The sequence below is a fragment of the Bradyrhizobium sp. USDA 4369 genome, assembly GCF_054056435.1.
In genome coordinates, this window is sequence record NZ_JBSRYH010000001.1 from 3,851,338 (window position 1) to 3,873,905 (window position 22,568).

Annotated in this window: 17 protein-coding genes and 1 pseudogene; 9 read left to right on the top strand and 9 right to left on the bottom strand. The window is 67.0% G+C overall.

Going from position 1 to position 22,568, the window contains the following annotated elements; genetic code table 11:
- Positions 1-104: 104 nt before the first annotated feature.
- The 6 genes from ACVIJ6_RS17420 to xylB all read right to left on the bottom strand — a co-directional run bounded on the left by ACVIJ6_RS17420 (position 105) and on the right by xylB (position 6,415).
- A complete protein-coding gene (locus ACVIJ6_RS17420) occupies positions 105-572 on the bottom strand; it encodes a J domain-containing protein (protein WP_456773669.1) in 468 nt (155 codons plus the stop codon).
- Between the two features lie 82 nt (positions 573-654).
- On the bottom strand, positions 655-993 hold the full coding sequence (locus tag ACVIJ6_RS17425; protein WP_456773670.1) for a Rieske (2Fe-2S) protein: 339 nt from the start codon (positions 991-993) through the stop codon (positions 655-657).
- 217 nt (positions 994-1,210) lie between these two features.
- Entirely contained in the window at positions 1,211-2,158 is a 948-nt protein-coding gene (locus ACVIJ6_RS17430) for an ABC transporter substrate-binding protein (protein WP_456773671.1), read from the bottom strand.
- A gap of 102 nt (positions 2,159-2,260) precedes the next feature.
- Positions 2,261-3,301 (bottom strand): ABC transporter permease subunit, encoded by a 1,041-nt coding sequence (locus ACVIJ6_RS17435; protein ID WP_456773672.1) that lies wholly within the window; start codon positions 3,299-3,301, stop codon positions 2,261-2,263.
- Positions 3,294-4,817: a sugar ABC transporter ATP-binding protein gene (locus ACVIJ6_RS17440; RefSeq protein ID WP_172240930.1), complete on the bottom strand. Its 1,524-nt coding sequence runs from the start codon at positions 4,815-4,817 to the stop codon at positions 3,294-3,296. The genes ACVIJ6_RS17435 and ACVIJ6_RS17440 overlap by 8 nt, the downstream gene beginning before the upstream one ends.
- Positions 4,818-4,969: 152 nt before the next feature.
- Positions 4,970-6,415, bottom strand: a complete 1,446-nt coding sequence (gene xylB, locus ACVIJ6_RS17445; RefSeq protein ID WP_456773673.1) for a xylulokinase — start codon at positions 6,413-6,415, stop codon at positions 4,970-4,972.
- 126 nt (positions 6,416-6,541) lie between these two features.
- Between xylB and ACVIJ6_RS17450 the strand changes: the two genes are divergently transcribed.
- The 4 genes from ACVIJ6_RS17450 to ACVIJ6_RS17465 all read left to right on the top strand — a co-directional run bounded on the left by ACVIJ6_RS17450 (position 6,542) and on the right by ACVIJ6_RS17465 (position 11,771).
- Positions 6,542-7,375, top strand: a complete 834-nt coding sequence (locus ACVIJ6_RS17450) for an SDR family oxidoreductase (protein WP_456773674.1) — start codon at positions 6,542-6,544, stop codon at positions 7,373-7,375.
- Between the two features lie 163 nt (positions 7,376-7,538).
- Positions 7,539-8,672 carry a diguanylate cyclase domain-containing protein gene (locus tag ACVIJ6_RS17455; RefSeq protein WP_456773675.1) on the top strand — a complete coding sequence of 378 codons (1,134 nt, stop codon included), beginning with the start codon at positions 7,539-7,541 and terminating at the stop codon, positions 8,670-8,672.
- A 126-nt stretch (positions 8,673-8,798) separates the two neighbouring features.
- The gene (locus tag ACVIJ6_RS17460; RefSeq protein ID WP_456773676.1) at positions 8,799-10,133 is read left to right on the top strand and encodes an acyclic terpene utilization AtuA family protein; all 1,335 of its coding nucleotides are present in this window, start codon (positions 8,799-8,801) and stop codon (positions 10,131-10,133) included.
- 87 nt (positions 10,134-10,220) lie between these two features.
- On the top strand, positions 10,221-11,771 hold the full coding sequence (locus ACVIJ6_RS17465) for a GMC family oxidoreductase (protein WP_456773677.1): 1,551 nt from the start codon (positions 10,221-10,223) through the stop codon (positions 11,769-11,771).
- A 3-nt stretch (positions 11,772-11,774) separates the two neighbouring features.
- Here the strand turns inward: ACVIJ6_RS17465 and ggt are convergent, their stop codons facing one another.
- Positions 11,775-13,448 (bottom strand): gamma-glutamyltransferase, encoded by a 1,674-nt coding sequence (gene ggt / locus ACVIJ6_RS17470; protein WP_456773678.1) that lies wholly within the window; start codon positions 13,446-13,448, stop codon positions 11,775-11,777.
- A gap of 216 nt (positions 13,449-13,664) precedes the next feature.
- Between ggt and ACVIJ6_RS17475 the strand changes: the two genes are divergently transcribed.
- The gene (locus ACVIJ6_RS17475; protein WP_456773679.1) at positions 13,665-15,158 is read left to right on the top strand and encodes an amidohydrolase family protein; all 1,494 of its coding nucleotides are present in this window, start codon (positions 13,665-13,667) and stop codon (positions 15,156-15,158) included.
- Positions 15,155-16,084: a CobW family GTP-binding protein gene (locus ACVIJ6_RS17480; RefSeq protein ID WP_456773680.1), complete on the top strand. Its 930-nt coding sequence runs from the start codon at positions 15,155-15,157 to the stop codon at positions 16,082-16,084. Before ACVIJ6_RS17475 ends, ACVIJ6_RS17480 begins: the two co-directional genes overlap by 4 nt.
- 19 nt (positions 16,085-16,103) lie before the next feature.
- Here ACVIJ6_RS17480 and ACVIJ6_RS17485 read toward each other — a convergent pair whose 3' ends face one another.
- A complete protein-coding gene (locus ACVIJ6_RS17485) occupies positions 16,104-17,240 on the bottom strand; it encodes a diguanylate cyclase domain-containing protein (protein ID WP_456773681.1) in 1,137 nt (378 codons plus the stop codon).
- Positions 17,241-17,347: 107 nt separating this feature from the next.
- On the bottom strand, positions 17,348-18,430 hold the full coding sequence (locus ACVIJ6_RS17490) for a DnaJ domain-containing protein (protein ID WP_456773682.1): 1,083 nt from the start codon (positions 18,428-18,430) through the stop codon (positions 17,348-17,350).
- A gap of 129 nt (positions 18,431-18,559) precedes the next feature.
- Between ACVIJ6_RS17490 and ACVIJ6_RS17495 the strand changes: the two genes are divergently transcribed.
- From ACVIJ6_RS17495 to ACVIJ6_RS17505, 3 genes and pseudogenes are all read left to right on the top strand, one after another.
- Positions 18,560-18,775 carry a hypothetical protein gene (locus tag ACVIJ6_RS17495; protein WP_456773683.1) on the top strand — a complete coding sequence of 72 codons (216 nt, stop codon included), beginning with the start codon at positions 18,560-18,562 and terminating at the stop codon, positions 18,773-18,775.
- 306 nt (positions 18,776-19,081) lie between these two features.
- On the top strand, positions 19,082-19,957 hold the full coding sequence (locus ACVIJ6_RS17500) for a dihydrodipicolinate synthase family protein (RefSeq protein ID WP_456773684.1): 876 nt from the start codon (positions 19,082-19,084) through the stop codon (positions 19,955-19,957).
- Between the two features lie 249 nt (positions 19,958-20,206).
- Positions 20,207-22,541 (top strand): annotated as a pseudogene (locus ACVIJ6_RS17505) (xanthine dehydrogenase family protein molybdopterin-binding subunit).
- Positions 22,542-22,568: the final 27 nt, after the last annotated feature.

The following is a 22,568-nucleotide window of genomic DNA, read 5'->3' on the forward strand; positions in this document are numbered from 1 at the left end:
GCCCCGTCAGCCGTTCAGCTCCTGCTCGGCATCCGGCTCGGCGAGACCGTCATCGGTCTCGCCGAGCGGGAACCGCGGTCGCAGCCTCTCAGCAGACATATGATCTAATCGAATTGGGCGAGCAGCGCCGCGCGGGCTTCGGAGATGCGTCGATACAGCTCGCTGCTGCCGCCGGCATCGGGATGGGCTGACTTGGCCCGCCGGCGGAATGCGGCCTTGATCTCCGCCGCGGTCAGGCGCCCTTCCAATGGCAGCTCGAGGATGATGCGAAACGCGCTGTCATCTTCACGCACTGCGAGTGAATCCAGCAGGGCCCTCCGCGCCGCCCGCGCCGCGACGCGCAAGCGGTCCTGATCCTCGCGCCAGCGCTGCAATGACATCACCAGGCAGGCGCCGAAGGCGATGCGGCCCTCCGTCTCCAACTGATCGAGGCTGAACGGCCCAACAATGTCATAGGGCGGTGCCAGCGACGCGAGCCGTCCTGTTGCATTGGTGAGGATGGCGCCGAGGCGGACCTCATCGACGAGGCCGATCGCGCCGTTCCAGATCACCCATTCCGCGGCGCTGGGCATACTGCCACCCTCGTCAATGCGTCGTTAGGTCGGCCGCCCGCTTCAACGGCGCAGCCCGGCGCCGTCGGAGCGCATGAGCCGCTCAGGCCGGCGTCCGGGCCGGCTTCAGCGGACCGACATCGACCTGGATCTCATCGCCCGCGACCTGCAGCGGATAGGAATGCAGCGCATTGCGCACGAGATGCGTGACGCATTTGCCGCTTGCGCCGTCGAAGCCCCATTGATGGTGCGGGCAGGTGATGGTCTTGCCATCGAAGCTCGCCTCGGTCAGCGGCACGTCGGCATGCGGGCAGCGGCCCCGCCAAGCCGTGAGCTCGCCGCCCGCGGGCCAGAGCAGCAGCACGCTCTTCTTGCCGAGCTGATACAGGCCCATGCCACCTTCGGAGATGGCGCTTGTCGGACAGATTGCGGTGAAAGCCATCGGATCGCCTGCTGATTGGTGACGTCAGGCAGGGCCACGCAAGTTCCGGACCAGCGGAAACAGCCAAATGGGGCGTGCGCCTTGTCGCAAACGCGACAGGGCCTGGGTCTCGCTTACCGTGAGCGGCGCGACCAGCTCACATGGTGAAAGCCAAAAACGAACGCCGCCCGTGATAGGCGGCGTTCTCGATGCTATCGACCGCAACGCGGCTGCGAACCTATTCCTTCCGCTCCGAGGTCCAGCCCTTATAGTCGCCGACATTGTCGCGCGTGATCAGCTTGGAGGGCAGAAGCTCGACTGTCGAGGCGGGCTTCTGGCCGTTGAGCAGGCCGACGCCGATCTGCACGGCGCGGCGGGCCATGAAGAACGGATCCTGCGAGGCCGAGGCCTGGATCTGCGGCGAGGCCGGGTCCTTCAGCGCCGTCTCGATGTCAGGCGCGCCGTCGACCGAGGTGATGATGATGCCGGTGCGCTGCTGCTGGCGGGCGGCGAGGTCGGTGCCGATGGCCTGCGGATCGTTGATGGCAAAGATCGCGTCGATCTTCGGGAAGCGCGTCAGATAGCCCTGCGCGACGGTGAGGCCGCCCTCGCGCGAGCCCTTGCCGTCCTGGTCGCTCGACAGCACCTTGATGCCGGGCGCCTTGGCGAACACGCTCTTGCAGCCATTGACGCGGTCGATCACGGCCGACACCTGCGGTCCGTTCTGGATGATGACATCGCCTTTGCCGCCGAGCTTGTCGACGATGTACTGGCAGGAAATCTCGCCGGCCTGCACGTTGTTGGTCGTGACGGTGGCGTCGGCGCCTTCGGCGGCGGTGTCGACCGCGACCACGAGGATGCCGGCCGCCTGCGCCTTCTTGATCGCGGGGCCGATGGCCTTGGGATCGCCGGGGTTGAGCAGGATCATGTCGACGCCCGCGGCGATGAAATTGTCGATCTGCGTGACCTGCTTGCCGAGGTCATATTCGAAGCCGACCGCGGTGATCTTGACGTTGGGATTGGTCTTCTTGGCCTCGAACTCCGCGCCCTTGGACAGGGCGACGAAGAACGGGTTGCCGAGCGAGCCGAGCGACACGCCGATCGATTTCAGCTCCTTGGCCGAGGACGGCGCGGAGCTCATGACAAGCGCCAGTGCGGCACCGGCGAGCGAAATGGACTTCAACATGGTGTTCCTCCCTGGTCCTTCTTCAATCCCTGCGCACGGTGGACCAGCAGCCGTGGAAGAAGCGTGAGGCGAGCGCCGGCGGCGGCCGCCGATGGATAACTCTCAGGTACGGGCCGAGCCCTGCAGGCGATAGCGGTCGAGCGCGACGGCGCCGATGATCACGAGCCCCTTGATGACGTATTGCCAGATGTCGGACACGCCGACCAAGATCAGCCCGTTCGACAGCACCGCGATGATCAGCGCGCCGACCAGGGTGCCCCAGATCGAGCCGATGCCGCCGACGAACGAGGTGCCGCCGAGGATGACGGCGGTGATCGCGTCGAGCTCATAGGATTGGCCGAGCTGCAGGCCGTTCGCCGCATAGAGCCGGGCCGCCTGCATGCCGCCGCCGAGCCCGGCGAGCAGGCCGGACATGCCATAGACGAAGATCAATACCGCCCAGACCTTGATGCCGGCGAGCCGCGCCGCGCTCTCATTGCCGCCCACCGCATAGATATGCACGCCGAGCACGGTGCGGCGGAGGATCAGCCAGGAGCCGAGGATCACCAACAGTGCGATCACCGACAGCCATGGGACCGAGACCACGCCGGGGATGAGCGTCAACGACGCATTGCCGATGAAGGCATAAGGAATCGATGGATTGAACACGGTGGTGTCGCTGCCCATCAGGCGGGCCAGACCGCGCACCGCCGTCAGCGAGCCCAGCGTCACGATGAAGGGCGGCAGCCGGAGCAGCGCGATCAGCGCGCCGTTGACGACGCCGAAGGCCAGCCCCGTCAGCACCGCGGCCGGAAGCCACAGCGTGCCGAGATCAGGCATCTTGGACAGCGTCAGGCCGGCCATGGCCGCGGCGGCCAGGATCGAGCCGACCGACAGATCGATGCCGCCGGTCAGGATCACGAAGGTCATGCCGGCCGCGAGCACGGTGTTGACCGCGGCCTGCTGCAGCACGATGCCGAGATTCTGCCCGGTGAAGAAGCGTCCTTCGGACAGCATGTGGAAGCCGATGCACAGGATCAGCAGCACCGGCAGCATGCCGGCGGCACGGATCATCAGCCGCAGCCGCTGCTGCTTGTTGTCCGGCGCGGCCGGCAGGCCGCCTGCGGTCGCCGCCTTGGCTTGAGCGGGGCTGTTGTCAGGCATGGACGTGCTCCGTCCCGGTGGCCAGTGCCATGATGTCTTCCTGGGTGATGGGAGTTGTTGCGCTCTGTTGCAGCTCGCCGGCGAGTTGGCCGGAGCGCATCACCAACACGCGGTCGCAGATGCCGAGAATCTCGGGCAGGTCGGAGGAGATCACCAGGATCGCGGTACCCGATTTGGCGAGATTGTCGATGATCGAATAGATCTCGGACTTGGCGCCGACGTCGACGCCGCGCGTCGGCTCGTCCAGGATCAGCACTTTCGGCGCGGTTGCGAGCAGGCGCGACAGCAGCACCTTCTGCTGGTTGCCGCCCGAGAGGCCGCCGACAGTGACGCCCGGATTGGGCGCCCGGATGCCAAGCGCGCTGAACGCCTCGTCGGCCCGCAGGCGCGCTTTGTCGCGATCGAGAACGCCGCCGAGCCGCGCGTCGCGCCCGATCACTGCGAGGTTGATGTTGTCGGCGCAGGACATGTCGAGGAACAGGCCGAGCGCCTTGCGGTCCTCGGTGAGATAGGCGATGCCGGCGTCAAGCGCGTCGCGCGGCGTCTCGATCTCGATCCGCTCGCCGTCGAGCGTGACATGGCCGGTCGTCTTCGGCGTGGCGCCGATGATCAGATGAGCGAGCTCGGTGCGCCCTGCGCCGATCAGCCCGGCGAGGCCGACGACCTCGCCGGCATGCACGGTGAGCGAGCAGCCCTTGACGCGATGGCCGTCGCCGAGATCGACCGCGGTGAGCACCGGGCGGTCGCGCTTCGCATGCGGATCGTGATCCTTCTTGTAGAACGACGACACGTCGCGTCCGACCATCATGCGGACGATGCTGTCGGCGCGGATCTCTGGCTTGTCCAGCGAGCCGACGAGGCGGCCGTCGCGCAGCACGGTGACGCGGTCGCCGAGCGCATAGACCTCGTCCATGCGGTGCGAGATATAGATGATCGCGAGCCCTTCGGCGCGCAGCTGGCGGATCAGCGCGAACAGTTTCTCGCTCTCGCCGGCCGAGAGCGATGTGGTCGGCTCGTCCATGATCAGGATCTTGGAGCGCGCATGCAGTGCGCGGGCAATCTCGACCAGCTGGCGCTGGCCCATCGATAGCTCGGCGACCAGCGTCGAGGCCGCAAAATCAGCTCCCAGCCGCGTCAGGATCGGACCGACGCCCTCGCGCATCGCCCCGCGTGCCAACAGGCCCGATTGCGACACTTCGCGGCCGAGATAGATATTCTCCGCGACCGTCAAGTTTGGTGCCAGTGACAACTCCTGGTAGATGATGGAAATGCCCGCGGCGCGGCCGCCGAGCGGTCCCTCGATGCGCACCGGGTGCCCGTCGATCCGGATCTCGCCGCCCGGATCGGGCCGATAGGCGCCGGAGAGAATCTTCATGAGCGTGGATTTGCCGGCGCCGTTTTCGCCCATCAGAGCATGGACTTCACCGGCATAGACGGTCAGATCGACCTTCTGCAGGGCCTTGATGCCGAAGAATGATTTCGACACCCCGCGCATCTCGAGGATCGGACCGCTCATCGTGCCTCCCAACGCACGTACACTTCGTTGCCGCGGCTCGTTGATAGCAGGCGCGGGTCGCCATTAAACTAGAGGCTGTTGCCGAATACAATATCAAAGACAACGGGCTATCACAGGTTGATGCGATCAGCTGTGGTGTTCGCGAACTGGGATCAGCCGTGGCGCCGATAGAGCCGGCGCCACTGCGGCAGCCGCTCGGCATAGTCTGCCGCGAGCCTGGGATACGGCGCGAAGCTTCGCACCCGCGCCGGCGGCGTGCATACGCTCGCGATCGTCTCACCGGTGACGGCGAGGCGCGCGAGCCGCGCCGCACCGAAGGCCGCGCCGGTCTCGCCTTCGGCAAGCCGATGAATCGGGATGTTCAGCACATTGGCCAGGATCGCGAGCCAGAGGTCGGAGCGCGAGCCGCCGCCGATCGCATCCGCTTCCGCGATCGCCAGGCCCGTATCGGTCAGCGCGTCGCGGCAATCGGCCAGTGCGAAGGCGACGCCTTCGAGCACGGCCTGGACGATCGCGCTGCGGTCGGTGGCATGGCTCAGCCCATCGAGCAGTCCGCGCACATTGGCATCGTCATGCGGCGTCCGCTCGCCGGCGAGATAGGGTAGGAAGCTGACCGGCGACGGCGCGGCGGGGCAGGTGCCGAGCGGCGTCAGCAGATCGGCCTCAGAGGCGCCGAGCAGCCGCGCGATCCAGGCAAGGCACGAGGCGGCCGACAACATCGCGCCGGCCTGCAGCCACAGCGCCGGGACGGCATGGCAGAAGGTGTGAACGATGCGATCCGGATTGGCCTTGACGGTCTCGACCGGCGTGATCACGGCGCCCGAAGTGCCGAGCGTGATGAAGGTGGCGCCGGGCCGGATCGCGCCGATGCCGATCGCGCCCGCCGGATTGTCGCCGGCGCCTCCGGCGATGAGCGGGCGCCTCGTCATGCCCCAGCGGGCCGCGAGTTCCGGGCGCAGCCGGCCTGCCGGCGCGCAGCCTTCGACGAGGCGCGGCATCTGCGCGCGTGACAGGCCGGTCGCCGCGAGCCCCTCGTCCGACCAATCCCGCGTGTAAACATCGAGCCACAGCGAGCCCGAAGCATCGGAGACGTCCTCGATCGCCTCGCCCGAGAGCACGAGCCGGACATAGGCCTTCGGCAGCAGCACGAGGTGGATGGCGTCAAAGATCGCCTTCTCGTGGTCCGCGATCCATACCAGCTTCGGGGCGGCGAAGCCGGGCATCGCCTTGTTGCCGGTGACCTGCCGCAAAGCGGGCCAGCGCTGCTCCAGCACGGCGCATTCGGCCGTTGCGCGGCCGTCGTTCCAGAGAATGCAGGGCCGCAGCGGCGTCAGACCGGCGTCGAGCAGCACCGGGCCGTGCATCTGGCCGGACAGGCCGATGCCGTCGACAGCGGCCAGTGCGCCGGCATGGTCGGCTTTGAGCGCATCCAAGGTCGCGAACACCGCCGCAATCCATGCGCCGGGAACCTGCTCGGCCCAGCCCGTCCGGGGAACGTCAATCGAGAGGCTGTGGCTGCGGCTCGCGATCACGCGCTGGGCTTCGTCGACAAGAATCGTCTTGACTGCCGACGTGCCGAGATCGATGCCGAGATACATGAGGTCTCACGCCCGCGTGCAGGGTGATGGAAGGGCGGGGAGCGATAGCAGAGTTCCGCCGGCTTTGTCATCCGGGCACGCGCCGTTGCAATCCATGACAGACGAGATCATTCGAGGAGTTGAAGCATGCAGCCATCCGCCCCGCCGACCGTACGCGCGCCGCGCCTCGCCGGACATTACGCGCTGGTGACCGGCGCCGCGCAAGGCATCGGTCGCGCGATCGCGGTGCGCTTTGCCGAGGAAGGCGCCCATGTCGCGATCAATTTCGGCGGGCCGTCGCCGTCGGGGGACGAGACCCTGGCCCTGGTACAGGCGGCCTCCGCAGCCCATGGCCATGGGGCGCGCGATCATTTCACGGTGAAGGCCGATATCGGAGTCGAAGCCAATATCGCCGCGATGTTCGCGACGGTGCTGGAGCGCTGGCCGCGGCTCGACTGCCTGGTCAACAATGCCGGCTTCCAGCGGGAGTCGCCGAGCGAGGCGCTCGACGTCGACACCTATCGCGCCATCCTCGAGGTGAACCTCAACGGCGCCGTGCTATGTGCGCGCCACGCGCTGGCGCATTTCGTCGCGCGCGGCGGCGGCAACATCATCAACACGTCCAGCGTTCACCAGATCATTCCGAAGCCCGGCTATCTCGCTTATTCGATCAGCAAGAGCGCGATGGCCGGACTGACCCGCACCTTGGCGCTGGAATTCGCCGGACGCGGCATTCGTGTCAATTCCGTCGGCCCAGGTGCGGTCGACACGCCGATCAATGCGGCCTGGACCGGCGATCCCGTCAAGCGCGGCGTCGTCGAATCCCACATCCCGATGGGACGGGTCGCGAGCCCGGAGGAGATCGCCGGCGTGTTCGCCTTCCTGGCCTCGTCCGAGGCCAGCTACATCACCGGGCAGACGATCTATGCCTGCGGCGGGATCACGCTGTTCGGCGAATTCCGCGACAATTGGGCGAGCTGACCGCGCGGTATTGTCTCGTCCCGAGACAGCCGCGCGTCAGATCGCCACGCTGCGATTTGCGATCTCTTAAGCAAGATCGCTGCATGGCAGCTCCTCGCAGTTGCAGCGAGGTTTCGTTAAGGCGCGGGGATGATATTGCGCCGCGTTGGCGAACGGAACTGTGATGCAACGACTGGACCCGGAAACTCGTCGCGAGCTCGCGCATCTGCTGTATAGCTCGATGCTGCTGGTCGGGACGATCTCGGCCGCGTCCGTCGTGATCGGGGCCGTGATGGCGTGGGTCGCCCGCGATCCGGGCTATGCCGTCATCACCGTGGCGCTGTTCGCGATCGGCCTCTTTCGCGTCGTCAAGCTGATGATGTTCGCGACGCGCTTCGATCGGCTCGACGACGCCGACATCATCCGCTGGGAGCGTCTCTATGGCCTCGGCGCCGCCGCGTTCGCTCTTGCGATCGGCGGCTTGTCCGCCCGCGCCTTTCAGATCGGTGACGGGCCCGGCATCTGGATGTGCTTCGGCCTGTCGATGGCGTTCTGCGTCGGCATCGTCTCGCGCGTCAGCCCGTGGATCGTGATGAGTTCGTCCGCGGTGCTGCTGATCCCAACCGTGATCGCATGCCTGCTGCAGCCGGAGACGGTTTATCGCATGGGCGCTGCGATGCTGGTCCTGTTCTGGATCATCCTGCGCGGCACATCCTACCGGCTCACCGCCGCGTTCACCGAGCGGATCGAGGCGCGGCTGGCGCTGCGCCGTCAGGCTCATCAGGATTTCCTCACCGGCCTGCCGAACCGGGCCGCCTTCATCGCGGCATTGCGTGGGCTCGATGGCCCTGCGGCGATCATCGCGATTGATCTCGACGGTTTCAAGAGCATCAATGACGCGTTCGGCCACCAGGCCGGCGACGAGCTGCTGTGCCAGGTCGGCGCGCGGCTGCGCCAATGCCTCGGTGAAAGCGGCCTTGCGGCGCGGTTCGGCGGTGACGAATTCATGCTGCTGCTTCCGGTCGCGGCGGCGCAGCCGGGCCGCGATGCGGCCGGGGACTTGGCGCGCCTGGTTGTGAGCTCGCTCGCCGATCCGTTTGTGCTGGCTGGAACCCGCGTGCAGATCGGCGCGAGCGCCGGCATTCTGCTCGCCGAGCATCGGACAGCGGAAACCGAGTCGCTGGTCGACCAGGCCGATCGCGCGCTCTATGCCGCCAAACGCGCCGGCGGGCACCAATGGCGCTGGGCCGATGAGGAGCCCGCCGAGACCGCATGGACACCGGCTGACGACACCCCGGCGCTGGCGCCCGCAGTCTGAGCGCATCGCCGGCGATGTTGCCGCCATCGCGGGGCAGGGAGCCGGCGTTCACGGTTCGCCTTGGCAAGCGCGCCGCCGCATCGTACTCCTGCCCTCAGCCTATCGAGAGAAGACAGGAGGAGGCCCATGCGGAGCGTCAGGATCGGCGCCGGCGCCGGCTATTCCGGCGACCGCATCGAGCCCGCGATCGAGCTCGCCGCGAGCGGCGCGCTGAACTATCTCGTGTTCGAATGTCTCGCCGAGCGCACCATCGCGCTGGCGCAGCAGGCGCGCATCAAGGATCCGAACGCCGGCTACGATCCGCTGCTGGCGGCGCGGATGCAGGCGGTGCTGCCGATCTGCCGGGCCAACAATATTCGCATCGTCACCAATATGGGCGCAGCCAATCCGACCGGTGCCGCCGAGGCGACGCGCGTGCTGGCCCGCAGGCTCGGCCTGGCCGGGCTGAAGATCGCAGCCGTGACCGGTGACGACGTGCTGGCGCGGCTGAAGACGACGAATGTCGCGCTCGACACCGGCGACACGATGGCCGGGCTCGGCAATCGCGTCGTCTCGGCCAATGCCTATGTCGGTGCGCGCGCGATCGCCGAGGCGCTCGCGGCCGGCGCTGATGTCGTGATCACCGGGCGCGCCGCGGATCCTGCGCTGTTCCTCGGGCCGCTGATTCATGAGTTCGGCTGGGCGATGGATGATTGGGACCGACTCGGCCAGGGCACGGTGGTCGGTCATCTGCTCGAATGCGCGGGTCAGATCACCGGCGGCTATTTTGCCGATCCCGGCGTGAAGGACGTTGCGGGCCTCGCCTCGCTGGGGTTTCCGATCGGCGAGGTGCGCGAGGATGGCGTGCTGATCGTCACCAAGGTCGCCGGCTCTGGCGGCTGCGTCACCGCCGCGACCGTGAAGGAGCAGTTGCTCTACGAGATCCACGATCCCACGCAGTATATCCAGCCGGACGTGGTGGCGGATTTTTCCGAGGTCACCGTCGAAGAGCTCGGCCCTGATCGTGTCAAAGTGGTCGGCGGCCGTGGCAAGCCGAAGACCGGCTTGCTGAAGACCTCGGTCGGCTATCTCGACTCCTATGTCGGGGAAGGCCAGATCTCCTATGCCGGTCCAGGTGCGGTCGCGCGCGGCCGCCTCGCGCTCGACATCGTGCGCGAGCGGCTGGCGCTGACCAGCGTGCCGGTCAGCGAGCTGCGCTGTGACCTGATCGGCGTCAACGCGTTGCATGGCGATGGCCACGCGCAAGCCGGCGAGCCCTATGAGGTGCGCGTTCGGGTCGCTGGGCGCACCGCGACGATGGCTGATGCGCTCAGGATCGGCAACGAGGTCGAGACGCTCTATACGAATGGTCCCGCGGGCGGCGGCGGCGCGTGGAAATCGGCGCGCGAGGTCATTGCTGTCGCATCGTGCCTGGTGGCCGAGGATGCGGCCGAGCCCTGCGTTGAAATGCTGGTGGCCTGAGTTTTCCGGGGCTTCACGGCCCGCATCGGCTCGCGCAAGCTGCGGCCCTGCGGGTGAAGGCCCCGATCAAAAGTGAGAACTCATTCGATGTATGACGTCATTGTCGTCGGCGGCGGCTCCGCGGGAGCGGCGGTCGCAGCGCGTCTGTCCGAACAGCCGGAACGGCGCGTGCTGCTGCTGGAGGCCGGCGCGGACTGGCGGGCGGACGAGGTGCCCTGGGAGATCGCGACGCCCAATCCGATTCCGATCATTCATGATCGCGCCTTCCAGGAGAAATGGCAGTGGCCGCAGCTGATGTCGCGCCGGGTGGCAGGCCAGGAGATGCGCTTCTATTGGCGCGGCAAGGGGCTCGGCGGCAGCTCGATGATGAACGGCCAGATCGCGATCCGCGGTGTGGCCGATGCGTTCGACCAATGGGCCGCCCGGGGCTGCACCGGATGGTCGGCGCGCGAGATCATGCCGCTATTCTCCATGATTGAGGACGATCTCACTTATGGCGATCGCGACGGGCACGGCCAGGGCGGTCCGCTGCCGGTCTATCGGGCGCCGGCGGACCAGTGGGGGCCGATCGACCGCGGCCTGCGCGATGCGGCGCTGGCGAGCGGCTATCCCTGGTGCGACGACCTCAACGGGCCCGATGGCGAGGGTGTCGCCTGCTATCCCATCAACAGCCGCAACGGCCGCCGCATCTCGACCAACGAAGCCTATCTGGAGCCGGCGCGAGGCCGTTCGAACCTGGAGATCCGCGGCCGCGCGCTGGTCGATCGCGTCCTGATCAGCGATGGTCGCGCGACCGGCGTGCGCGTGCTTCTCGACGGCGAGGGCGCCAGGAATATCGCGGCGCGCGAGGTCGTGCTGTGCGCCGGGGCCATCCACAGCCCGGCGATCCTGTTGCGTTCGGGCCTTGGACCCGCGGCGGAGCTGCGGCACATGGGCATCGCCGTGTTGCGTGATCTGCCGGTGGGACGGCACTTCTTCGACCATCCGCTGTTTCGCGCCACGATCCAGCTGCGCGAGGAATTGCGTCCGACCGATCGCGATACGCGCCACACCAATTGCTGCGTGACCTATTCGTCCGGCCTGGCCGAGGGCGGCAAGCGCGACATGATTCTGGTCGCGTTCAACCACCGCGGCATCGGCGTGCCCGGTGCGATCGGTGCCGGCCTCTTCAACGCCTTCTCGCGCGGCACCCTGAAGCTTGCCTCGCCCGATCCCTCCATCGATCCGATCGTGGACGAGAACATGCTTGCCGATCCCCGCGACATCGCGCGAATGCGCGACGCGGTGAAGCGGCTGGCCGTGATCACGCAGCAGCCGGCGCTGCAGGGCATCGCCGATTGGATCCGCCTCGGCGATACCGAGCTCACGCTGCCACAGGCGGCCGCGCTGCCGGATGCCGAGCTCGACGCGCTGCTGCGCCGGGTGACCGGCGACATTCAGCATGCCGCCGGCAGCTGTCGCATGAGCGGCTTTGCCGACGCCGATGGCGTCGTCAATCCAGATGGGACGGTCAAGGGGATCGGCGGCCTGCGCGTCGCCGACGCCTCGATCATGCCGGCTGATTGTCGTGCCAACACGCATTTCACCACGGTCGTGATCGGCGAAGCGATCGCGCGGATGATGCGGAAGCAGGTGTAAGCCTCAGGCGATGGCGAAGCGAAGCCCGGCGCGGGCGCGCCCGCCGGAGATCGCGATCGGCGTGCCATCGGCGCGCCAGCACGCCGCACCGGTCAAGCCGCCGTCATCACCGAAGGCGATGGCATTCATGCCGCCGGCCACGATCGGCTCGCGCTTGATCGCATGGCCGCGCGCGGCCAGCTCCTGCGCCACTCTGTCCGGAAAGGCCGGCTCGAACTCGAGCTCGCCGCCTTGCGTCCACAGCCGCGGCGCCTCCACCGCTTCCTGCAAGGACATGCGGTGGTCGATGAGGTTCACCAGCGCCTGCAACGCCGAAGGGAAGATGCGCAGGCCGCCGGGCAGGCCGAGCGCGTAGCGCAAGCGCCCATCGCGGGTCGCCATCATCGGCGCCATCGAGGTGAAGACGCGCTTGCCGGGCGCAATCGACAACGCGCGGCCGGGATGCGGATCGAAATTATACATGTAGTTGTTGGCCGTCATGCCGGTGCCGGGGATCTGCACGCAGGCGCCGAACAGGCCGTTAATGGTCTGGGTCGAGGCGACCACATTGCCTTCGGAGTCCGCGACGGTGACATGCGTGGTGTTCGTGGATTCGGTCGGGGACAGTCCCGGACCGAAGCGTTTTGCCCGGGCCATATCGATCTGGGCCCGCCGCTCGTCGGCATAGGTCTTCGATGTCAGGCGCTCGACCGGGACGTCGACGAACGCCGGATCGGCGGTGGCGACCGCGCGATCGGCAAAGGCGATCTTCAACGCTTCGGCGAGCAGATGCGCGGCATCGGCCGAGCCGAAGCCGAGCGCGCCGATGTCGAAACCTTCGAGGATGTTGAGCATCTGCACGATGTGCACGCCGCCCGAGGAGGGCGGCGGCGGACCGATGATCTCATGGCCGCGATAGGTGCCGCGGACCGGCGCGCGCTCGATCACCCTGTAGGCGGCCAGGTCCGCCATGTCGATCAAGGCGCCGGACCGAGCCATATAGTCGGCCAGCGCGGCGCCGAGCGGCCCTTGATAGAGCGCGTCCGGCCCGTGCTCGGCGATCAGCCGCAGCGATGCGGCGTAGTCGGCCTGGATGACGCGCGTGCCGGCCTGCACCGGCTCGCCGCCGGGCAGGAACAGCGCGGACAGAGCTGGATCCTGCGCAAGGTCGGAGGCGACCAGCCGGACGCAGTCGTTGAGATACGCACTCGCCACGAAGCCATGCTCGGCGAGCCGGATCGCCGGTGCCATCACCTCGGCGAGCGGCAGCCGGCCATAGCGCGTCAGCGCCTCGCACCAGCCCTTCAACGCGCCCGGTACGGCGACGGCGAGCGCGCCGACGACGTTGCGGCGGTCGCGGGTTTCGCGCGCGAGCGCGATCTCGTCGGACACCGGGTCATACATTGCGGGCGTCGCGCGCAGCGGAGCCGTGCTCAGCCCATCGAGCACGATGTGGCGCCCATCGGCGAGGCGGATATGCGACAGGCCGCCGCCGAGCAGGCCGACCATCATCGGCTCGGCCACCGTCAGCGCAAACAGCGCCGCCACGGCCGCGTCGATCGCATTGCCGCCGCGCATCAGCATCTCGGCGCCAGCGCTCGATGCGAGCGGATGGTTGGTCACCACCATGCCGCGCGAGCCCGTTGCCGGCTGCTTCTCGCAGGTGAAAGGAGCGATGCGCGGCGCGGGTGAATTCATCCTGGTTCTCTTCTGTCGAACGGCGGCGGCCGAGCGGCCGGCGCCAATCATCCTGACCGATCCCAAGCGCCGGGGAAAGAGCATCGCTGTCGGACCGAACTGATAGTTGCGCGCCATGCATGCCGCGGAGGGCATCGATCTGTCCTGTCGCGTTTTCATCGCGGCGCATCTGTGTTAGGCCTGCGCGCAGTTCCACTTTGCGAGCCTGCTGACGGCATGTCCCATTATGATCTGATCATTCGCGGCGGTCGCGTGCTCGACCCCGAAACCAAGCTCGATGCGACGGCCGACGTCGCCGTCAAGGACGGGGCCATCGCTGCGGTCGGCGATATCGCAGGCGGCGCGGATCAGGTGATCGATGCGGCGGGGCTCGCCGTCGTGCCCGGCTTCATCGATCTGCACGCGCACGGCCAGTCGCTGCCCGCCGATCGCATGCAGGCCTTCGATGGCGTCACCACGACCTTGGAGCTCGAGATCGGCGTGATGCCGGTGGCGCGCTGGTACGATGAGCAGGAAGCGATCGGCCGCACACTGAATTACGGCGCGGCGGCGGGCTGGGTGTTTGCGCGCATCGCGACGATGACCACGCAGCAGACCGCATCGAGCATTGCTGGCATGGGCGAGGCGATGCGCGACAAGCGTTGGATCGAAGAGGTCGCGACGGCTGCGGAGACCGCCGAGATCGTCGAGCGTACGCGGCAGGGATTGGACCAGGGCGGCCTTGGCATCGCCTTCCCGAATGCCTACGCCCCCGGCACCGGCATCAAGGAATTGTCCGAGCTGTGCAGCCTGGCCGCGAGCCAGGATGTGCCGACCTATACTCACATCGCCTATATGTCCAACGTCGATCCGCGCAGTTCGGTCGATGCCTATACGCGGCTGATCGGGCTGGCCGGCTCGACCGGCGCCCATATGCATATCTGCCATTTCAACAGCACCAGCCTGCAGGATGTCGAGCGCTGTGCCGAGCTGGTCCGGACCGCGCAGGCGCAAGGCTTGAAGGTCACGGTCGAGGCCTATCCCTATGGCACCGGCTCGACGGTCGTCGGGGCCGATTTCTTCGCCGATCCTGCCTTCTGCCAGCGCATGGGCACCGGTTATGACGCCATCGAGATGGTGGCGGAGAGGCATCGTCTCGGCAGCCGCGATGAGTTGCTGCAGCGGCAGCAGACCGATCCCGGCGCGCTGGTGCTGATCCACTTCCTCGACGTCGCCGTCAATCCGCGCCATCGCGACCTGCTCGATGTCTCCGTGTTGTTTCCCGGCGGGGCCATCGCATCGGACGCGATGCCGTGGATCCTGTCCAACGGCACCGACTACACCGGCGAAGCGTGGCCGCTGCCGGACGATGCGGTGTCGCATCCGCGCTCGTCGGCGACCTTCGTGAAGTTCCTGCGCGAATGGGTGCTGGACCGCCAGGCGGTGCCGCTGCTCGATGGCCTCGCCAAATGCACACTGATTCCGGCGCAGACCCTGGAGCGATCGACGCCGGCGATGCGGCGCAAGGGGAGGCTGCAGGCGGGATGCGACGCGGACATCGCCGTGCTCGATCTGGCATCGTTGCGTGACCGCGCCGACTTCCTCAACATGAACCGGCCGTCGGAAGGCGTGAGACATCTGCTCGTCAATGGCCGCGCCGTGATCGCCGGTGGACATCTCGTCCGCGACGCGCGACCGGGCCGGCCGGTGCGGCGGCCGGTCCTGTCATGATCGTCCCCGTTCTGCTGGTGGCCGGTGCGCTCGGTGCCGGCAAGACGACCTTGCTGAATCATCTGCTGGCCAATCCAGATGGCCGGCGCATCGCGGCCGTGGTCAATGATTTCGGCGCGGTCGATATCGACGCGCAACTGCTCGGCACCGTCACCGAGGAGGTGATCAGCCTGAAGAACGGCTGCATCTGCTGCTCATTGCAGGGCGACCTGCTGCGCACATTGTCGGCCGTGATCAAGCGCGATCCGGCGCCGGATGCGATCGTGATCGAGACCTCAGGCATCTCGGATCCGGCCGAGATCATCCGCAACATGATGGATCCTGTGATCTTCAAGGTCGCGCCGCTGGAGACTGTGGTGACGCTGGTCGATCCGCAGCGGCTGCGCGACGCGCCGGAGCTGGAGCAGGATGCGCTGTGGCGCTCGCAGCTGCGCGCGGCCGATTTCGCATTGCTGACGAAGGCCGATCTGCTCGACCGCGTGGCGCTTGACGAGGTCCGTGCCGTGGTCGGTCGGCACAAGCCGCAATCGGCGATCTTCGAGGTCGCGCACGGCATCGTGCCGCCCGATCTGCTGTTCAGCCGCGAGCTGCGCGCGCCCCGGGCCGTGACGCGGCAGATGCCGGTGATGTCCGAGCCGTTCGCAACGGTGACCTGGACCTCACGCGCACCGTTGTCGCTCGCTCGCTTTCAGCAGGTGATCGGGCAGCTGGCGGCCCGGACCCTGCGCATCAAGGGGCTCTTGCTGTTCACCGAGCATCCGGGGAAGCCGATCCTGTTTCAGTCGGTGGCGACGCGCGGCACGCTGGCGCCCGCGCCGCTGCCGCCGGCCGACGGGCTGACGGCGCAACTGGTGCTGATCGGGCGCGAGGGGGAGATTGCAGCAGACCAGATTGATGCGTTGATGCACAGTATCGAGATGTCGTAGCGTCGGCGAGCATGCGCTCTCAGCCGGCGTGGCGCAGCTGTGCCGTGTCGGCGTCGGCCCAGCTACAACGGCCGCCACCGGCGCGCTTGGCCGCATAAAGCGCCTCGTCGACCCGGCGCAGCACCTCGTCGATCGTGTCGTCCGTCAACGGCCGCTCGTTCACGAGCAGTCCGGCGCTGGCGCCGATCACCATGGGGATATCGGACAGCAGGAACGGCATCGACAAGGTGCGGACGGCCTCGCGCGCCAGCGCCATCGCTGCATCGCGCCCTTCGGCGCCGCCTGCCACCGGCTTCAGCAGCATGAACTCGTCGCCGCCGAAGCGTGCGGCAAGGCCGCCCGAGCCGACGCAGTCCGACAGCCGTGTCGCGACCTGGCGCAGCAGCTCGTCGCCGGCATGGTGACCATGGCGATCGTTGACCGGCTTGAAGCCGTCGAGATCGATGGCGACGATCGCGACGCTGCCCGTGATGCGCTCCAGCGCGGTGAGGAACGCGGCCCGGTTCGGCAGGCCGGTCAGGAAATCGTGGTTGGCCTGGCGCGCCAACGCATGTTTGGCCTCGAGGCGCTCGATGAACGCGGTGCTGAGATGGCGCGATGCTTCGCGGATCGTGAACCAGAACAGGACGAGCATCGCGCCGCCGAGCTGGTAGGGCAGTTCCGGGCGCATCAAGCCGGCCACCATCGTGGGAGCGAACAGCACGGCGGTTGCCGTCAACACCACCCAGGGGCGGATTGCCGCGCGCGAGACCATGCCGACGCAATAGGACATCGATAGTCCGAACGCGATCCATGCGCCCGGCGCATCGTTGAGCTGAAAGGCCCGGAAGGTGAGGGCGCCGAGCGCGAGGCCAAAGGCGGTTGCGCCGGCGGCATAGACCTTTTCCCAGAGCACCACGTCCCGGTCGGAGAGGCGGGCGCTGCGCTGCTTGTAGCGGAGCAGACTGACCACGCGGCCGATCGCGTTGACGATGATCGCGAACGTGATCGCGATATAGCCGGGGTCGCGATGCAGGACGGCCAGCGCGACCGATCCGGTGATCGCGGCCGCGTTGATCGACATCACCTGCGGCAGGGACGTGTACAGGAGCTCGACCAGCTCGCGCCGGATCGCCGGGTTCGGATCAACGAATCTGGAAGGCTGCCCATGTCCCATGGAACCACCATGAGACACCTTTCCTAACAGTTGATGGGCGGCCACATCTCGTGCGACGAAGAGGTTTGTGATTACCTTAAATCTTCGTCAACGCAAACGTCGAAGCCTCACGGAGCGCGGCTTGGATCGCTGATGGCATAGACCGGCGTCGCTGTTGCCATTCTCGGGGACATGGTGGTCGCGGCTGCGACCTTCGGCGGCTCGGACTTCGGCGGCTCGGACTTCGGCAGCTCCGCCTTAGCCTCCGTTTTGGGCGGATCAAGCTTCAAGGGGCGGAGCGGCTGACGCTTCGCCATCGCATCCAGCACGGCCCGGTTTGCCTTCTCCAGCCGCTTGGCTGCAGCGACGTCGGCGAAGGCACGATCGAATTTGCGCATCCGATAGAAAACGATGCCGCGATCGATATAGGCCTCCTGATAGCGCGGATCGAGCTGGATCGCGGTGTCCAGATCGCTCAGAGCCGCCGAGAGGTCGCCTTTCTGGAACGAAGCCATGCCGCGATCATGGAAGGCGCGCGCATCGTTTGACGGAGCGCTGCCGGGGAAGGCTGCGTCCGCATTGCATGGGGCAGCCGCGCCCGGCGCGCAGAACGAACGCTCCTGCTCGGCCGAGTAGACGGCGTCGACCTTGCTGACCCGAAGCGGCAGGGTCTCGGCAGCTGCCGGTGCACCGGTGTTTGCGGCGGCATTGGCCGGCGTCTCGACGGCGGCTCCCGCCGGCGCCTCCGCGGCGGTCGTCGCCTCCGGCGTCACCGCAACCGTCTCGATCGGCTTGGCAGGCACTTCATGCGGCTTGAGCTTGTTGGTCGCGACCACGATCGGCTTCAATGGCGCGACCGAAGCCGCCGACATATGGGTGAACAGGAGGTAACCGGTCAGCGCCACGGCAGAGGCGCCGGCCAACGCCATCACGCCCGATGCGACCTTGTGCACCTTGGCCGCGACGGCGAGCTTGGACTCCTGCTGACTCTCGTCCTGCGCAGCCCCGAGCAGACGGTCATAAGCAGCACGCTGCTCCTTGTCGCCGAGGATGTCGTGAGCGCGGACGATCTGCCGAAACCGCAGCGCCGTGTCGGGATCTCCCGCGTTGAGGTCGGGATGGCTCTCCTTGACCGCCTTGCGGAACGCTGCCCTGATGTCGTCAGCGTCATCGTCCGGAAGAGCTCCGAGCAAATCGTAAAGCGTCTTCATGATCGATCTCGCTGCAGGTTTCCCTCGTCTCCGATCGAAATTCCCACGGCGAATTTACGCTGGAGCACTCGTACTAACACTTTCCGCCTTGCACGATGCTGGGCCAATTCGGCGGAAAAATGACTGAAAATGGCGAAATTCGCAGCCAATTCTGCCGGGTTTGGAACCATGAAACGCGTGAACCTGTCTGTGGTCTCGCTGTTGATGGTGAAGAAAAAGTTTGAAATGACGTTTAACGCGAGGGCCCATGGCCTCATCAAATCGCGTGACGTGCAGCACATTCCCTGGGGCGTCCCGGCCGTTATGGTCCGCATGCAACGGGCGATCGCGCGATCGGCGAGGTGATGTCATGAGAAGGACGGCTGGGACAATCGCAGCGGTTGCATCGTTTGCGTCACCTGCCGGTGTCCGCGTGCAGCGAGCGGCTCCGCAGGGCCGTCATGCGACCCTGGTGGACGCGTGGGCGAGGCCCGTGAGGGACGGCGCCGCGGCTGCGGTCGTTGCCGTCGGCACGGCTCCGGATCGGCCGGTGCCGGCCCTGTCCGGCCGCTGAAGAACATGTCCTGCCGGCAGCGGACCACTCCTTTGCGCGCGGCAGGCGCGCACGTCGCCCGCTTGCGGGGGCGACAGACCGGCCGCTATACCGGTGGCATGAGCGATTTTCACGGCGTCTTTCCCTATCTCGCCTCACCGATCAGCGCCGACGGTACGATCCGCACCGATGTGCTGGGACGGCTTTGCGATGACCTGGTCCATGCCGGCGTGCATGGCCTGACGCCGCTCGGTTCGACCGGCGAGTTCGCCTATCTCGACCGCACCCAGCGCATGACTGTGGTCGAGGCGACCATCGACGCTGCGCAGGGGCGCGTCCCGGTCGTCGCCGGTGTGGCATCGACCGCGATCGCCGACGCGGTGGCGCAGGCCAAGGCCTATCAGAAGCGCGGCGCCAACGGCATTCTCGCGGTGCTCGAGGCCTATTTTCCGGTGAATGATGCGGGCATCGAGGCTTATTTTCGTGCCATCGCCGATGCCGTCGATGTTCCTGTCGTCATCTACACCAATCCGCAATTTCAACGGTCCGACCTGTCGCTCGATGTGATCTCGCGCCTCGCCGAGCATCCGCGCATCAACTACATCAAGGACGCTTCGACCAATACGGGACGGCTGTTGTCGATCATCAACCGATGCGGTGACGCCCTGAAGGTGTTCGCGGCGTCGTCGCACATTCCCGCATCCGTCATGCTGATCGGCGGCGAAGGGTGGATGGCCGGACCCGCCTGCATCATCCCGCGCCAGAGCGTCGAGCTCTACAATCTGTGCAGGGCGTCCTGTTGGGACGATGCACTCAGGCTGCAGAAGAAGCTCTGGCGCGTCAACGAGGCGTTTGCGCGCTTCAATCTCGCCGCCTGCATCAAGGCCGGACTGGCGATCCAGGGCTATGACGTCGGCGACCCGGTGCCGCCACAGGCCGCACTAACTGCCCAGCAGCGCAAGGTCGTTGAAGAGGTGCTGCACAGCCTGGGGTGACACTCGGATGACGGCCCGGCTCTCTCCGGTGTCATTCCGGGGCAGCCCGAAGGGCTGAGCCCGGCATCCAGTCTCCGCGGCGCCTCGGCCGGGCAGGTTTGGCGACGCCGTCCCCCTAAAACATTGTTTGTGGCTATGGATTTTGGGCTCGCGCTGACGCCCGTCCCGGAATGACGGCAGCGGTTGTGTCGACCGGCAAATCCGCTAAAAAGCATGCAATTGCATTTGAACTCACCCAAGGACTGACGAATGAACATTCTTCCCAACAATATGCGGTTCGGCGCGGGGCAGCCCGTCAAGCGCCTGGAGGATCAGCGGCTGCTCACCGGGAAGGGGCAGTTCATCGACGACAAGCCGGATGACGGCGCGCTGTGGCTTTACGTGCTGCGCTCGCCGCATGCGCATGCGAAAATCCTGTCGATCGACACCGCTGCGGCGCGCGAGATCGCGGGCGTGCAGGCGATCTATACCGGCGCCGATCTCGTCGCCGACGACGTCGGCACCATCCCGACGCTCGCGATCTTCAAGCGGCCCGACGGCAAGCCGATGACGGTGCCGCCGCGTCGCCTGCTCGCCCATGAGGTCGTCCGCTACACCGGTGAGGCCGTCGCTGCCGTCGTCGCCACCTCGCGCGTGACCGCGCAGGAAGCCGCCGAAGCGATCGTCGTCGACTATGAGGTGCTGCCGGCAGTCACCGATCCGGTGCAGGCGCTCGCGCCCGGGCGCGCCCGTGGTCTGGGCCGAGGCGCCCGACAACATCGTCGCCGCGATGAGCTATGGCGATGCCGCCAAGGTCGAAGAAGCCTTCGCCAGCGCCCCGCACAAGGTCTCGCTCGACATCGTCAGCCAGCGCCTGGTGCCTTCGGCGATGGAGCCGCGCTCGACGATCGCCGAGATCGAGAAGAAGACCGGCCGGCTGCTGCTGTATGTGCAGTCGCAGACGCCGGCCTCGACCCGCGACGTGCTGGCGGAAGCCGTGCTGAAGCGGCCGAAGGAGAGCGTGCGCGTGCTGGTCGGCGACATCGGCGGCGGCTTCGGCCAGAAGACCAACCTCTACCCGGAGGATGGCATCGTCGCTTATGCCGCCACCAAGCTGGCCAAGAAGATCCGCTGGCGCGCCGAGCGTACCGATGAGTTCGTCGGCGGTACCCATGGCCGCGACCTCACCTCGACCGCCGAGTTTGCCTTGGACGCCAAGGGCAAGGTGCTGGCCTATCGCGTGCGCTCGATCGGCGCCACCGGCGCCTATTCGTCCGGCGCGGCCAATATCATCCCGCTGGTGCTCGGGCCGTTCGTGCAGACCGGCGTCTACGATCTGCCGCTGGTGCATTTCGAGGTGAAGACAGTGATGACGCACACCGCGCCGGTCGGCGCCTATCGCGGCGCCGGGCGTCCCGAGGCGGTGTTCATCGTCGAGCGGCTGTTCGACACGGCCGCGCGCCAGATCGGCATCGATCCGCGCGCCATCCGGAAAGTGAACTACATCAAGCCGGCGCAACTACCCTACACCAATGCGGTCGGCCAGGTGTATGATTCCGGTGCCTTCGCCCACATGCTGGAGCGCGCGTCCAAGCTCGCCGACTGGGACGGCTTCAACGCGCGCAAGCGCGAGGCCAAGAAGCGCGGCATGCTCTATGGCCGCGGCCTCACCAGCTACATCGAATGGACCGGTGGCCGCGCCCACACCGAGACGGTGTCGCTGCATGCGACGTCCGAGGGCCGCGTGATCCTGCATTCCGGCACCATGGCGATGGGGCAGGGGCTGCAGACCACCTACACCCAGATGATCTCCGACACGCTCGGCATTCCCTTGGACAAGATCGACGTCGTGCAGGGCGACACGGATCTGGCCACCGGCTTCGGCAGCGTCGGCTCGCGCTCGCTGTTCGTCGGCGGCACGGCGGTGGCGGTATCGTCGAACGATCTGATTACGAAGGCTCGGGAAAAGGCGTCGAACTTGCTGGAGACCGCGGTCGAGGACATCGAATATCGCGATGGCTTCCTCACCGTGGTCGGCACCGACCGCCGCATCAGCCTGTTCGAGATCGCGGGCAAGGAGCAGGGCGCCAAGCTGTCGGTCGACAGCGAGGGCGAGGTCGACGGGCCGAGCTGGCCGAACGGCACGCATATCTGCGAGGTCGAGATCGATCCGGAGACCGGCATCAGCCGCGTGGTGCGCTACACCACGGTCGATGACGTCGGCGTCGCGGTCAATCCGATGCTGGTCGCCGGCCAGATCCATGGCGGCGTTGCCCAGGGCATCGGCCAGGCGCTGTATGAGAACGTCGCCTATGACGCCGACGGCCAGCTCCTGACCGCGACCTATCAGGACTACTGCATCCCGCGCGCCGACGACGTGCCGCCGATCGTCGTCACGCTCGATGATTCCGCGCCCTGCAAGACCAACCCGCTGGGCGCGAAAGGCTGTGGCGAGTCCGGCGCCATCGGTGGCCCGCCCTGCGTCACCAACGGCGTGATGGACGCGCTGTTCGAACTCGGCATCACCAATCTGCAGACGCCGCTGACGCCGGAGAAGGTGTGGGCCGCGATCCGCGATGCGAAGGCGAAGAAGGCGGCTGCCTGACGGGGAACGGTGATAGCGCCGCATCCG

Bases quoted from the DNA above. Each gene is read 5' to 3' on its own strand.
- ACVIJ6_RS17420 (WP_456773669.1), bottom strand. From the start codon at position 572: ATGCCCAGCGCCGCGGAATGGGTGATCTGGAACGGCGCGATCGGCCTC.
- ACVIJ6_RS17425 (WP_456773670.1), bottom strand. From the start codon at position 993: ATGGCTTTCACCGCAATCTGTCCGACAAGCGCCATCTCCGAAGGTGGC.
- ACVIJ6_RS17430 (WP_456773671.1), bottom strand. From the start codon at position 2,158: ATGTTGAAGTCCATTTCGCTCGCCGGTGCCGCACTGGCGCTTGTCATG.
- ACVIJ6_RS17435 (WP_456773672.1), bottom strand. From the start codon at position 3,301: ATGCCTGACAACAGCCCCGCTCAAGCCAAGGCGGCGACCGCAGGCGGC.
- ACVIJ6_RS17440 (WP_172240930.1), bottom strand. From the start codon at position 4,817: ATGAGCGGTCCGATCCTCGAGATGCGCGGGGTGTCGAAATCATTCTTC.
- xylB (WP_456773673.1), bottom strand. From the start codon at position 6,415: ATGTATCTCGGCATCGATCTCGGCACGTCGGCAGTCAAGACGATTCTT.
- ACVIJ6_RS17450 (WP_456773674.1), top strand. From the start codon at position 6,542: ATGCAGCCATCCGCCCCGCCGACCGTACGCGCGCCGCGCCTCGCCGGA.
- ACVIJ6_RS17455 (WP_456773675.1), top strand. From the start codon at position 7,539: ATGCAACGACTGGACCCGGAAACTCGTCGCGAGCTCGCGCATCTGCTG.
- ACVIJ6_RS17460 (WP_456773676.1), top strand. From the start codon at position 8,799: ATGCGGAGCGTCAGGATCGGCGCCGGCGCCGGCTATTCCGGCGACCGC.
- ACVIJ6_RS17465 (WP_456773677.1), top strand. From the start codon at position 10,221: ATGTATGACGTCATTGTCGTCGGCGGCGGCTCCGCGGGAGCGGCGGTC.
- ggt (WP_456773678.1), bottom strand. From the start codon at position 13,448: ATGAATTCACCCGCGCCGCGCATCGCTCCTTTCACCTGCGAGAAGCAG.
- ACVIJ6_RS17475 (WP_456773679.1), top strand. From the start codon at position 13,665: ATGTCCCATTATGATCTGATCATTCGCGGCGGTCGCGTGCTCGACCCC.
- ACVIJ6_RS17480 (WP_456773680.1), top strand. From the start codon at position 15,155: ATGATCGTCCCCGTTCTGCTGGTGGCCGGTGCGCTCGGTGCCGGCAAG.
- ACVIJ6_RS17485 (WP_456773681.1), bottom strand. From the start codon at position 17,240: ATGGGACATGGGCAGCCTTCCAGATTCGTTGATCCGAACCCGGCGATC.
- ACVIJ6_RS17490 (WP_456773682.1), bottom strand. From the start codon at position 18,430: ATGAAGACGCTTTACGATTTGCTCGGAGCTCTTCCGGACGATGACGCT.
- ACVIJ6_RS17495 (WP_456773683.1), top strand. From the start codon at position 18,560: ATGGCGAAATTCGCAGCCAATTCTGCCGGGTTTGGAACCATGAAACGC.
- ACVIJ6_RS17500 (WP_456773684.1), top strand. From the start codon at position 19,082: ATGAGCGATTTTCACGGCGTCTTTCCCTATCTCGCCTCACCGATCAGC.